Origin of the sequence: Campylobacter rectus, assembly GCF_004803795.1 — a bacterium.
GTDB classification, from domain to species: domain Bacteria; phylum Campylobacterota; class Campylobacteria; order Campylobacterales; family Campylobacteraceae; genus Campylobacter_A; species Campylobacter_A rectus.
In genome coordinates, this window is sequence record NZ_CP012543.1 from 928,925 (window position 1) to 941,775 (window position 12,851).

Below are 12,851 nucleotides of genomic sequence, written 5' to 3' on the forward strand. Positions count from 1 at the left end.
TCTCGGTTGATTCTACTATGGGAAGTCTTTGCAACTACCAAAATTTCATTTTAAGGAGTCCTTAATGGCTTTAACACAGACACAAGTTTCCCAGCTTTACGTTACTCTTTTCGGTAGAGTTTCAGAAGGCGCCGGAAATAAATTTTGGCAAAACAGCCAAGATATTGCTACTGCAGCTACAAATATGCTCGCTACGGAAGCTGCGAAAGAATATTTTGGTTCCGCTTTGACTAGCGACGAGGCGTTTATTAAGCATATCTACAAAAATACGCTTAACAAAACAGAAGTAGAAGATCCTGAGGGTATCAATTTTTGGGTTAAGGCCCTAAAATCAGGTGTCTCACGCGGCACCGTAGTCGCCGAGCTCATAAAAGCCGCCCAAGATCCTAAAAACAAAGGCGCCTCTCAAGATTTGTTTAACAACAAAGTCGCTTTGTCCGACTATACCGCAGGTAAAGTTGAAGGAAAGGGTCTAAAAGCTAAAGATCTTGCTCCTTTCAAAAGCGTTCTTAACAAGATAACTTCCAATCCTAGTAGCGTCGATGCGGCTAAACCTGCGGTTGATGCATTGGCGGGCATTTCTACCGATACTAGCGTGGATTGGCACTCAAACCCTGAGCATCCGGGAAAGGCGTATGAGCTTACAACAAATACCGATAATGCTACCGCAAACGTATTTAACGCTCCTATGAAACACAATCCCGGCGGCACCGATAGGATTATGACGCTACAAAGCAGCGATAAGCTTACAGGCGATTATAGCAGACACGACAATACCCTTAACGTCGAATTCGGACAAGCCAACGCCGACGAAGGCGATCCGACCTCAAGAACTCCGACGCTTACCAACATCCAAAACATCAACATCGAAGTTACCGGAACCGTTAATACGCTTGATCTTCGCGATTCAAACGATGTGGAAAAAATCAACATCCACAGGATCACTAAAGAAGCCGGCAATAAATTTAACGTCGAGAGCATAGGTCAAAAACTAGTCGGTATGAGACTGGCTAATGTCGCTAAAAAAGACATCGACGTCAAATTTGAACACAAAAAAGGCGTATTGAGCGGCTTTGAGGACAAATCAAACGTATTTTTGGAAAATGTAGAGGCTAAGTCTCTTTCTATCACCAGCGATAAAAATACCGAAGGCTACGAGAATTTAAATTTGATCTCAAAACAAGGCGTTTCGTTGAACAAATTCGAAGCCAATCAGCTTAGAGAGCTCACTATCAAAGGAAGCGGCGAGCTAAAGATAGCCGATGTAGAGCTTAACGACGGCGCTAATCCGCAATTTAACAAGGTAAATGACGGTGGCATAAAGACGCCTGGCACTAGAGGCTTTACGAAACTTGACGCTTCAGGCTATACAGGCAGCCTAACTCTTGATATCACCGATATTGTAAAAGAAGCAAGCGATCCGTTCGACTCAGGAAGAAAACTCAATACCGATATCATCGGTTCTAAGCTTGGTGATACGTTTTATCTAAGAGGCGGTCTTGGCTCTAGAACAAATATCGACGGCGGTGCGGGCGAAGACAAACTAGTGTTGGTAAGTGGCAGCATAGGCACAGGCAAGAGAGCCGACGGCGTAACGGACTCAAAGATCACTAATATCGAAAACTTGGAGATGAGAGCTCAAAGCGGCGACTTATCTGCTGATTTTGATAGATTTGACGCAAGTTTAAAAAGAGTGCTTGTAAGAACCGAGCAAATGGATACGCTTGCCACCTTTACTTTGAGTAATATTTCCGAGAAATTTTCAAAAGAGGGCGTGATTGATATAGAGCATTCTGCCGGAAATGAAGATAAGCCAAATAACTACAATACGAAAATCGTGGCAACCCTTAAGGACGCAAGCGGTAAAGATGATAGTCTAACTTTTAGAGTCTTAGATGCAAACAATAAGGACAACAGCTTTGAATTTGAGATCGGTGCTGCGGGTGTCGAAAACATAACCGTTAAGGACGATGATACCGAGAGCAACGAGATGAAGCTTACCAACGCAGCCGATCATACCGGCAAAGTAACCCTTACCGGCGGCACTGCAGGTAAATACTTTGCAGTAAATAGCGAGATCGTCGCAAAAGAAGTCGATGCTAGCGGCCAAAAAAGCGATCTAAGACTAACCGTAAGAGATCAAGCCGCAAATCCGGGGCAAACCATCAAACTAGGAACCGGTAATGACGTCCTTACATTTAAAGAGCTTGATGGTCTTGACGGCAAAGATACGATAACCGACGCAGGCGGTAACGATGTCGTAAGAGCGATATTTAGCAAAGATAACGCTTTAAATCTTAAAGGTATCGAGGGTGTTCATGTTGCTGCTCTCGACAATATAAATCTTGATGTGACAAATACTGATATCACGAAAATGACTCTAATGTCAAGAGAAGCCGTCAAGCAAACAGACCATGTTGAGAGCCTAGGATACGGCGTTTATGGAATGAATAATACGACTTTTGGCACTACCGATATTAGTAAAAAAACTATCACTGTGAAAAAATCTAATATATCCGAGCTTAACTTTGCCGGCGACTTAGACAATAAAGACGACGACGTAGCTGCTGATGATGGCGATAAGGATCAGAACTTTAACGGTGTGGAATTGCTAAACAATCAGTCAAAAGAGTTGAACGTTAATGTCAGTTCATCTCTTGATAGGATTAAAGAAGGAGCTACATCCTACACTATCGGCAAGATTACTGCTCACGGCGTAGAGAAATTTAACGTAAAAATCAAAGACGAGAAAGATAAAACTACCACAACAAAGATCGATAACGTGTTTGGTAAAAATATCACTCATCTTAAAGTTACCGGCGTGGATAAAGACGGTAAAGAAGTAGCGACTAAAGGTAGCGTAAATCTCGGCACCGTTTCGGATGGCGGTTCGTTTAAGACTATGCAAGAAGTGGACGCTACGAATGTTGGCGGAGCCTTTACTGCTACGGTCACTTCACTGGGAGATAATTCTCAAGTAAAACTAGGTAACGGCGATAATGTCTTCTCTGCGAAAGGTTCAGGCGGTAACAATATCACGATAACTGCAGGTAACGGTAAAAACAAAATAACTGGTTCTGCTAGAGACAATAAGATAATAGCCGGTAACGGAGGCAATACGATTCATGCCGACGCCGGTAATAACAATATAAAACTAGGCAACGGTGATGACTATGTAACGGCTAAAGACGGTAATAACGTTGTTGAGTTCGGTAACGGTCGCGATAAATACGAGGGTAATCTTGGAACTAAATTAAAAAATGAGAAGATAGTAACTTCTATCACAAAGACCGACGGTGCTGCCGATGTTAAATTCGCTACAGACGGTGAAAATGCTGCAACTACAACTCATCATCTTATCGCTAGCGACAGCGAAACTGTGCAGGCCGTATGGGAAGGCGATACGATGAAGAACTATGCCGTAAATGGACAGAGAGCTTTAACCGATCTTACCAAATCTACAGATGGTGATGATCATTACCTTGTAGGCGCCCAATACAATGACGATTCTACAAATTTAAAAGAAACTCCATTTACAAACGTGGCTACAACAACAGTGAAAGGTGGTAAGGGTAACGATAGCTTTACTATCACAAAAACTCAAACCGATATGATAACAGTAGAGGGCGGCGAAGGAAAAGATCAGGTCTCTATCAATACGAAAGAGAAGATGAAGGTTAAGATTTCTGACGGCGACTCTGTTAAGGGTTCAAACGATGTAATCTACGGCTTTAAGACAGATACGGTAGGAGGCGCTAAAAACGATGTGCTCGATCTTGATACGACTAAGATAAAAAGTACTATGGCTAATGCTGCCGAGAATATCGCAAACGGTATCCAAGGTTGGGGTATAGGTGCGAAAGGCAATATTACATTCTATAAAGAGAATACATTTACGACTAAAACTCTCGTAAATGCCAAGAATCTCGATAGTGTCTTAAAATTCTTAGCCGAAAAGCTTAACGGTACCGGCGATACCGTTACTTTCGGATACGATAGAGACGGCGACGGAAAGATTGATAGTACTTATGTGTTCCAAGACGGAAACAAAGACACCGTAGTAGAACTTGCAGGCGTTGGTAATACCGCGACTGATGAAGCTGCGGGTCTAACTACTGGTGCTGCTAATGGCGATATAACTATTGCATAATGATTCTTTCTTTATGGATAGTTGTTTTAAAGGTCTCCTTTTAGGAGACCTTTTTTAATTATTTTAATCATACGCGATACGATTGATTCAAAACTTATCGTATTTTTCTCCCAATCATTATATTTTCTAAACCTTATTTTATTTATCTTTCTCTTGGTGAGATAAATTTTACCGACCCGAAGACGACCGAACCGGCCGTGATAAAGGCTAAATTTACAGGCGACGAGACCACGGGCCGGATATCGATTATTTTAAGGTGCTTAAAAGAGATTAAAGGCAATAATATATTATTATATTTTAGAGGAAATTATAAGATGCTAATAGAGTCCATATCGATAAAAAATCTACTTTCATTTAATAACGAAGGCATAAGCTTACGATTAAACAAATTTAATGTTTTGGTCGGTTCTAACGGATGCGGTAAATCAAATTTTATCGAAGCCATAAGTCTGCTGCAATCGGCTCCCGGTTATCTTGCTTCTCCGGTAAAAGACAACGGCGGCATTATCACGTGGCTTTATAGAGGAGAAACAAAGCCGACTGCTTATATCGAAGTCGTTTTGGATATCAAAGGAGCAAAACACGATATCCCCATAAGGCACCATATCGCTTTTAACGAGACCGGCAATAAATTTGATCTACAAGATGAGAGTATAGAGGACAGCAGGTCGTATGACGGCTCTAAAGATCGGCCGTATTTTTATTATCGATTCCGCCATAATCATCCATTGCTTAACGTAAAAGGTAAAGAAAGGAAACTCCAAAGAGTCGATATAGACCCCGAACAATCCATCTTATCCCAGATAAAAGACCCCGATCAATATCCCGAAATAACGCAGATAAGTAAGGAGTATCAAAAGATACGGATATATAGAGAGTGGACCTTCGGTAGATACGCTATGCCAAGGCAACCTCAAATGGCGGATATGAGAAATGATTATCTGGAGGAGAATTATAGAAATTTAGGACTTATATTAAACAAAATTTCAGCTCATCCTTTACTCAAAAAAAAGTTGTTGGAAAAATTGAGAGCTTTATACCCGCGGTTTGAGGACTACGGCGTCATTATAGAAGGCGCTACGGTTCAGATATTTTTTAACGAGAAAAACTACAGTATACCGGCCACTAGGCTTTCGGACGGGACATTGCGGTATCTATCCTTGCTTGCCGTCTTATATAATCCCTATAAACCTTCTTTGCTCTGCATCGAGGAGCCTGAGCTTGGGCTGCATCCTGATGTTTTACCGATTGTGGCGCAAACGTTAAAAGAAGTTTCCGAAGACGTGCAGATCGTTGTTACTACGCATTCTGACGAAATCATAGATGCACTGACGGATTCGCCCGAAGATGTGATCGTATGCGAAAACGATGACGGTTATACTACTATGAAAAGACTTGATAAAGACGAGCTTAAGGATTGGCTTGAGCGCTATACGCTAGGCGAACTCTGGAATAAAGGGCAAATAGGAGGGAATAGGTTTTGAAAACAACGATTAGGAGGGAATAGGTTTTGAAAACAACGATTTATATAGAAGGCGGTCGCAAAAGACAGCTAAATATAGAGCTTAGAGCCGGCTTTAGGCAACTGTTTGAAAAAATGAGAATAAAGCCCTCTAAAATCGTTGCTTGCGGAACGAGAGGCGAAGCGTTTAAGGATTTTTGTTTGGGGTTGAAAACAAAAAGCGAAAATGAAAGTGTCATCTTGCTTATAGACAGCGAAGGGTTGATAACGGTAGATTCAAAGGTAGAACACATACGACAAAACGATAAATGGAGCGGCATAAAAGATATGATGGAGGATAAGATATTTTTTATGGTTGTTATGATGGAGTCGTGGTTTTTGTCCGATACCCAAGCGCTTAAAAATTTCTTTGGAAGCAAATTTGATGAAACGAAACTCCCTAAACAGAGTGATTTTGAGCGGATAGACAAAGATGCGCTAAACGAGGGATTGAGAAAATCTACGCAAAAAACGACAAAGGGCTCATATGATAAAGGGAAACATTCTTTTAAGATACTTGCTTTGTTGGACGGCGATAAGGTAGCTAAGCATGGTAAATATGCACGGGAATTTTTTGATTATCTAAAAAATAATTGCTAAAAACTATTTTATACGCAATCTTTTTTCGCTCTTTTGGTTTTGGCTCTATAAACCAACCCAGGGCAAACCTGCACCGCACCCGCAAGGTAGTCAAGCGCGACCCTCATACTAAAAATGTCAAATTTAAGCATCGTATTTTATATTTGATTATGTATATCGTCTGTACTTTACATTAAAAATACCGAATTTAAGCAGACGTTTTTAAAAATGCTTTTTAAACCTTATTTTATTTATTTTTCTCTCGATGAGATAAAAATTTACCAGTCCGAAGACGACCGAAGCAGCCGTGATAAAGGCTAAATTTACGCTTCCAAATAAAAACCTGCTAATCCAGATAAAAAGAAAGTGGCTGATAAAAAGCGAATACGAGAGCGAGCCTGCGATGTCGTTAAATTTCGCTCTTAAATTTGCTTTTTTACTTGCCGATTTGATCTGCGCTGTCGTTTGCGCTTGCTCCGTTTCGCGAGCCGCGTCCGTGAGTCTTTGCGCCTTGTTTTTCGCTGTATCAAAGAGTAGTCGCGCCTCGTTTTGCATTTTATCTAAAGGCGTTTGGGCGCGATTTATCGCGTTTAATGAGGCTTGCGTTTCGCCCTTTATCACGCTTGTCTGCGAGGGGTCGGACGCAGCATCTATCCGTGTAGATTTTCGGCTAAAAAGCGTAAAAAGCTCAAATTTAAATCCGCTTTGCTCTTTTAGTTTCGGCTCTATAAACCAAGCCACGATATAGACGATCGCCGCGCCAAAAAGATAGCCGAGCGCCGTCTCCACGCTAAAAACGCCGAAATTTCGCGAGTAAAAAAGATAACACGCCAGCGCCGTCATCGCCGAGTAAAAAACGGCGAGCTTGCTATGTTGCTTTTGATAAATCAAAAATCCCGTATAAAACATAAAAAATACGCCGCAAACGAGCCTATAGCCGTAAATGTCGGAGTCTATAAAGCCCAAATTCGCAGCCGCATAAACGCCCAGCGAGCCAAGGGCTAGCGCATAGCCCAGCCGTCTAAATTTGATCGCAAGCACGAGCAGGGCGTAGGCCTGAAGCTCGGCTCCCAGCGACCATGCGGGCGGTATGAGGAAATTTAGCCCTGCGGGTGCGTCAATGACGGAGACATCGAGCCAAAAAAAGTAGTTTAGCGGCACGATGAGCGCGTTTGCGAGCAGATTTTTCGCGCTAAAATGCGGCTGCAAATAAGAGGTCGCGCAAAAAAACAGCGCCGTGAGCACGAATGCAAATAAAAATGCAGGATAAATACGCAAAAATCTATCCTTCACAAAGTAGCTTATCTGCGCGTTTTGCGGAGCGATTTTGATAAAGACCTTTGAGGTGACGAGCCCTGCTAGGATGTAAAATATCACGACGGCAAAAACGCCGATATTTTTGCCCGCCAGCCCGACACCAACGTGCGATAGCAGCACGAAATACGCTAAAATAAATCTGATATAACCAAACATTTTGTTCCTATTTTGTTTTTATCGCGTTTTTGGCAAAATTCGGCGCAAAATTTTGCTATTTTCGTCAAATTTTTCCGCCGCTTGAGCCGTTTTGCACTCCCGTAAAAAGCGGCGCGGTTTCTAGCGCGAGAATTTGACGCTTGAGCTCTCTGCGAAAGAAAGCTTAAATTTTATCGATTCTTGCTTTTTAACGCGAAAAATTCGCCGCCGCTTTTATACTTCTTGCGTAAAATTTACGCTTGCGAAAATATATTGGGCGCGCCGATACCGTGTCTTGCGCCGCTTTTTGACGTAAAATTTACGCTTGCGAAAAGCCACCCCAAACGCCGCGATTTACGGACGGAGTTTCCTGCCTTCAAACCCGTATATAGGCGCGAAACCACCAGGTCGTCACGATTTACGGAGCATCGCTTTGACGTAAAATTTGCTTTTTCTATTTTTACGTTTTATGCGAAGAGGGCCTATTTTTGGCGCCTTTTTTAGCTAAACCGCCTTTGCGCTTTTTAAAATTTAGCTTCGTTTTGCTGCGCCTTGACGCAAATTTGATTTATTTGAGCGCCGTTTTTGCGACTTTTTAGCGATTTTACGGATATCGGTAAAAGCCCGCATAGCTCCCGTTTTGCATCGCTGCTACGCTTTTGCGCCCAAGGACGCGTAAATTTGCGGATTTTGACGCGCCGCCTTTTTTCGGCAAGGTAAAATTTGCCGTATTTGAGTTTTGATTTTACCGTAAATTTATGCATTTGCGCCTGTTTTTGCGGTTATATTGCTTAAATTTCCTTTGCGTCATAGCGGACCGTTTTTGCCGTCTTGGATTTTATCTTTGATACGAGTGCGGTTATCGCAGACATCGCCGACGCGCTCGTTTGCGCCGGTTCAAATTTACGCGGTTTCGCATCGCGCGATAGATTTAAATCGTCGCAAATTTGTTTTTAAACGCCGATACGCAAAAACTAGCCTGCGAATTTTCTGTAAAAAATTAACTGATTTACCGCAAACGGCTGTATAGAATTATAATTTTTCGAGCCTTCGACCGTGCCGTCGCGAATGCCGAGATACAAAATCGCTCCTTTGCGTCGTCTTTAAATTTTACAAACGAAATTAAATCTGCGGTGAAAATTTAAATGTTTGCGAAAATTGCCGCATTTTTAAGTTTCGTTCTGATTTTTGGTTTGAGTGAAAATTTGAAAATTTACGGCGGCTATCGTAACTCCAAGCGACGAATTCGAATCTCCGCCAATCGGCTTGACATTGCCGAGGATCTTGCAAACAATTTATTGAGGGCGAATAATTTAAGAAAAGACGGCGGCTTGACGCGCCGAGGATCTTGCAGCGGCGTTTAAAATTTCTAAATTTACCTCTAGCGCGTATTTGTCGATGATTTTAAAATTTCTTGCGTTACGTTTGAGGGTATTTCTCCTCGCGCCCGCCCGAGAGAGCCTTTGCGAGCTAGACTAAGGTAAAGCGCCTACATTTTGTTTTTCGTTGCTTTTAAAGGGCGTTCATTTTTTAAAAGCATTTTGGAATGCGGGTCCTAGCCTGCGGGTAGGTCGCTCAAACTGCGCAGTTGAAACCTCGCGTAAGTTTAGGCGGTAAATCAAGCTAAAATTTAACGCCAAAGGCTCCGAATCGCCGCCGAAATTAATTTAAGCGCGCCTTACGCGGTTCGCTAAATTTTGATTGGTCAAATTTTGCGCGTCTGTCAAACGGCGACGGATTTAATAAAATCTAGCGGCAAAATCTCCGCGTCGTAAATTTATTCCAAATTTTATGCGGTCGCCGCCGAGTAGAGCGTTTTTGCGGTGCAGGTTTTGGTCGGTAAAATTTGGCGAGCGCCAAACCTCGCTGCGCGCTGCTGCAAAATCTATCAAAATCAAAAAACCGAAATTTGACCGAATTTTACGCCATCGCCGTCGAGTTTGCGCATTTAAATTTATCCGCGTATCTCACCGCAAAAACCGTCACATCCACTCCAAAACCTGCGTGATATCGCCGGCGACGAAGCATTTTAGCCCCTGCGCGTCAAGCGGTTTAGACGGCACGATCGCATTTTTAAATTTCTGCGTTTTGGCCTCTTTTAGGCGCTGGTCGAGGTTAAATATCTCGCGAATCTCGCCGTTTAGGCTAAGCTCGCCCATAAATACGCTCTCCTTGCTGATCGGACGGTTTTTAAAGCTGGAAATGATCGCCGCGACTACGGCTAGATCGGCCGCCGTTTCGCCGATCTTGACGCCGCCGCTCACGTTGATGAAAACATCGTAGTGGCCCAGCGGGATCTCGAGTTTGCGCTCAAGCAACGCCAGTAGCATATCCAGGCGGTTTTTGTCAAAGCCCGTGGAGCTGCGTTTAGGATACGCGCTCTCGCACACGAGCGCCTGGATCTCGACGCTAAGCGCGCGCGAGCCCTCCATCGTGATAGTGATCGCCGAGCCGCTAGCGGCCTTGCCTCGCGTGAAAAATTTGCCCGCGACGTCGTTGGCGCTGATTAGCCCGTTTTCGCTCATCTCGAAAATCCCCACTTCGCTAGTCGAGCCGAAGCGGTTTTTAAAACCCCGCAGCATACGCAGCTCGCGGCTGGAATCCCCCTCGAAATAAAGCACCACGTCCACCATATGCTCCAAGATGCGCGGCCCCGCGATCGAGCCGTCCTTGGTGATATGTCCGATGATAAATACGCAGATATTTTCGTTTTTGGCTAGTCGCATAAGCTCGAAGGTGATCTCGCGCACCTGCGATACGGAGCCCGGCGCGGAGGCGATTTTCTCGCTGTAAAGGGTCTGAATCGAGTCGATGACGAGGATTTTATACTCGTTTTTGCGCACTTCGGCGAGGATGTTTTCGAGTAAAATTTCCGTGAGTAAAAACAGCCCGTCCTTTACCGCGTCTAGGCGCTGGGCGCGCATTTTGATCTGGCTCGCGCTCTCTTCGCCGCTCACGTAGAGCGTCTTTTTGCCTTGGGCGGCGAAATTTGACGCGATTTTTAGCAGCAAAGTGCTCTTACCGATGCCGGGGCTTCCGCCGATCAGCACCAGTGAGCCCTCCACGACGCCGCCGCCCAGAACCAGGTCCAGTTCGCTATTTTGCGTGCTGATACGCGTTACTTTTTCGATCTCGATCTCGCTGATTTGCTTTGCGAGGCTCGGTTTTGCGGAGCTTTTGGATATCTCTTTTAGCGTTTCGACTTGCTGCGCGTTTAGCTCTAAAAAGCTATCCCAAGCCCCGCATTGAGGGCATTTGCCGACCCATTTGCTCTGCTGATTGCCGCAGGCTTGACACTCAAATACCGTTTTTATTTTCGCCATATTTTTCCTTTGCGCGATTATACTTTAAAATGTTTAAATTTTACTCTTGATGCATGGTTAAATTTCAAATCGAAACACTGCCGTATGAAATATCGTCAAATTTAGCCCATATCAACGAAAATTCAACTTTAAATAAATACAATCTCGTATTCTAAACTCAAAACGGAGTAAGTTTATGAAACAAGGACTTAGTAGAAATCAATTTTTGGTTATCTCGCTCACGCTTTTTGCGATGTTTTTCGGCGCGGGGAACTTTATCTTTCCGCCGAATTTAGGACGCGAAGCGGGGCAAAATTTTTACATAGCGATTATGTTTTTTTGCGCTACGGCAGTGCTTTTGCCGGTGCTTGGCGTCGCTGCGATAGCTCGCGCGAAAGGACTTCAAAGCCTGGTGCGCCGCATAGATCCGGTGTTTGCCGTGGTTTTTACCGCGCTTTTATACCTCACGATCGGGCCGCTTTTTGCGATACCTCGCGCGGCGAATATGCCCTTTGATATCGCGATTAAGCCTTTTATCGCAGCCGAAAATCTGCAAATTTGGCTATTTTTTTACTCGGCGGCGTATTTTGCGCTAAATTATTATATCTGTATGAATCCGTCAAAACTAGTAGATTTACTCGGCAAATACCTAACCCCTTTGCTTTTGGCGCTTATTTTGTTACTTTTTGGAGCGGGGTTGTTTTTCCCGATCGGCGAGTTTGCCGCGCCTAGCGGAGAGTATGCTCAGCACGCCGCAGCCAAGGGCTTCGTCGAGGGATATCAGACGATGGACGCGCTGGCGTCGCTGGCGTTTGGTATCATCGTGATAAACGCGATCAAAGGCGTCGGCGTCAAAGACGAGCGTCGCCTCGTATCCTCGACGATCAAAGCGGGTATGATGTCGGGCATCATTTTGATGAGTATTTACTTGATGTTGGGCTACTTAGGCGCGACCGCAGCGGATCTTTTTAAGGATATGGATGTAAAAGACATAAACGGAGCCGTGATGTTGTCTCGCATCAGTCATCACTATTTCGGCGGCGCCGGCATCGCGATCCTGGGCAGCGCCTTTTTCCTAGCGTGCCTCACGACGACTCTGGGGCTCATAAGCTCGGCTAGCGAATACTTCGAAGAGCTCACGAAAGGCCGCATAAAATATAAAATCTGGGCGGTAGCGTGGTGCGTAGTGGGCTTTGGCGTGGCCAATTTCGGCCTTACCACGATCATCAAGGGCTCTATCCCCGTGCTGGTGGCCATCTACCCGATCGCGATCATGCTCATCATCTTGTCCCTCATCAACCCGCTCATCGACTCGAGCAAGCTGGTCTACCGCGCCTGCGTCTATGTCTGCGTGGTCGTTGGCGTCGTAAACGGCATGGATATCATCGGCGTCTCCGTGCCGCTCGTCACGCCTTTTGTCAAGATGATGCCGTTTTACGACTCGATGTTAGGCTGGATCGTGCCTAGTACCGTGACCTTTGCGCTCACCTATGTACTGCATCTCGTACTCGAAAAAAGGGAAAATAGTTTTTAACTCCGGGCGGCAAAAGCGCCGAACTCGTCAGAGGTCGGCGCGCCGCCAAATTTAACCCGGCCGCCAAATTTAACCCGGCCGCCAAATTTAACCCGGCCGCCAAATTTAACCCGGCCGCCAAATTTAACCCGGCCGCCAAATTTAACCCGGCCGCCAAATTTAACCCGGCCGCCAAATTTAACCCGGCCGCCAAATTTAACCCGGCCGCCAAATTTAACCCGGCCGCCAAATTTAACCCGGCCGCCAAATTTAACCCGGCCGCCAAATTTAACCCGGCCGCCAAATTTAACCCGGCCGCCAAATTTAACCCGGCCGCCAAATTTAACCCGGCCG

At 44.7% G+C, this 12,851-nt stretch carries 9 protein-coding genes; 5 read left to right on the forward strand and 4 right to left on the reverse strand.

Translation table 11 applies throughout. The features are described from left to right. Positions 1–64: 64 nt before the first annotated feature. The 3 genes from CRECT_RS04420 to CRECT_RS04430 all read left to right on the forward strand — a co-directional run bounded on the left by CRECT_RS04420 (position 65) and on the right by CRECT_RS04430 (position 6,251). Positions 65–4,150 carry a DUF4214 domain-containing protein gene (locus CRECT_RS04420; protein WP_002945147.1) on the forward strand — a complete coding sequence of 1,362 codons (4,086 nt, stop codon included), beginning with the start codon at positions 65–67 and terminating at the stop codon, positions 4,148–4,150. 314 nt (positions 4,151–4,464) lie between these two features. After that, positions 4,465–5,634 carry an AAA family ATPase gene (locus CRECT_RS04425; RefSeq protein ID WP_039888421.1) on the forward strand — a complete coding sequence of 390 codons (1,170 nt, stop codon included), beginning with the start codon at positions 4,465–4,467 and terminating at the stop codon, positions 5,632–5,634. A gap of 26 nt (positions 5,635–5,660) precedes the next feature. After that, the gene (locus tag CRECT_RS04430) at positions 5,661–6,251 is read left to right on the forward strand and encodes a DUF4276 family protein (RefSeq protein WP_002945145.1); all 591 of its coding nucleotides are present in this window, start codon (positions 5,661–5,663) and stop codon (positions 6,249–6,251) included. Between the two features lie 201 nt (positions 6,252–6,452). Here CRECT_RS04430 and CRECT_RS12505 read toward each other — a convergent pair whose 3' ends face one another. Together CRECT_RS12505 and CRECT_RS04445 are read right to left on the reverse strand one after the other, a co-directional pair. Further along, positions 6,453–7,703: an acyltransferase family protein gene (locus CRECT_RS12505; protein WP_002945125.1), complete on the reverse strand. Its 1,251-nt coding sequence runs from the start codon at positions 7,701–7,703 to the stop codon at positions 6,453–6,455. Positions 7,704–8,206: 503 nt separating this feature from the next. Beyond that, positions 8,207–8,446, reverse strand: coding sequence for a hypothetical protein (locus CRECT_RS04445; RefSeq protein WP_002945105.1), 240 nt, complete (start codon positions 8,444–8,446; stop codon positions 8,207–8,209). A 1,082-nt stretch (positions 8,447–9,528) separates the two neighbouring features. Here CRECT_RS04445 and CRECT_RS04450 point away from each other — a divergent pair. Continuing rightward, complete coding sequence (locus tag CRECT_RS04450) at positions 9,529–9,690, forward strand: hypothetical protein (RefSeq protein ID WP_002945159.1); 162 nt, start codon at positions 9,529–9,531, stop codon at positions 9,688–9,690. Here the strand turns inward: CRECT_RS04450 and radA are convergent. Next, on the reverse strand, positions 9,665–11,005 hold the full coding sequence (gene radA, locus CRECT_RS04455) for a DNA repair protein RadA (RefSeq protein WP_002945123.1): 1,341 nt from the start codon (positions 11,003–11,005) through the stop codon (positions 9,665–9,667). The two genes, CRECT_RS04450 and radA, sit on opposite strands and share 26 nt — an antisense overlap. A gap of 175 nt (positions 11,006–11,180) precedes the next feature. Here radA and brnQ point away from each other — a divergent pair, with 175 nt between their 5' ends. Then, complete coding sequence (gene brnQ, locus CRECT_RS04460) at positions 11,181–12,518, forward strand: branched-chain amino acid transport system II carrier protein (protein ID WP_039888417.1); 1,338 nt, start codon at positions 11,181–11,183, stop codon at positions 12,516–12,518. On the opposite strand, the gene CRECT_RS04465 is transcribed toward brnQ, so the two are convergent. Then, entirely contained in the window at positions 12,469–12,837 is a 369-nt protein-coding gene (locus CRECT_RS04465; protein ID WP_171992672.1) for a hypothetical protein, read from the reverse strand. The genes brnQ and CRECT_RS04465 overlap by 50 nt on opposite strands. Positions 12,838–12,851: the final 14 nt, after the last annotated feature.

Excerpts from the sequence above, each read along its gene's own strand:
- CRECT_RS04420 (WP_002945147.1), top strand. The coding sequence starts at position 65 with ATGGCTTTAACACAGACACAAGTTTCCCAGCTTTACGTTACTCTTTTC.
- CRECT_RS04425 (WP_039888421.1), top strand. The coding sequence starts at position 4,465 with ATGCTAATAGAGTCCATATCGATAAAAAATCTACTTTCATTTAATAAC.
- CRECT_RS12505 (WP_002945125.1), bottom strand. The coding sequence starts at position 7,703 with ATGTTTGGTTATATCAGATTTATTTTAGCGTATTTCGTGCTGCTATCG.
- CRECT_RS04445 (WP_002945105.1), bottom strand. The coding sequence starts at position 8,446 with ATGCATAAATTTACGGTAAAATCAAAACTCAAATACGGCAAATTTTAC.
- radA (WP_002945123.1), bottom strand. The coding sequence starts at position 11,005 with ATGGCGAAAATAAAAACGGTATTTGAGTGTCAAGCCTGCGGCAATCAG.
- brnQ (WP_039888417.1), top strand. The coding sequence starts at position 11,181 with ATGAAACAAGGACTTAGTAGAAATCAATTTTTGGTTATCTCGCTCACG.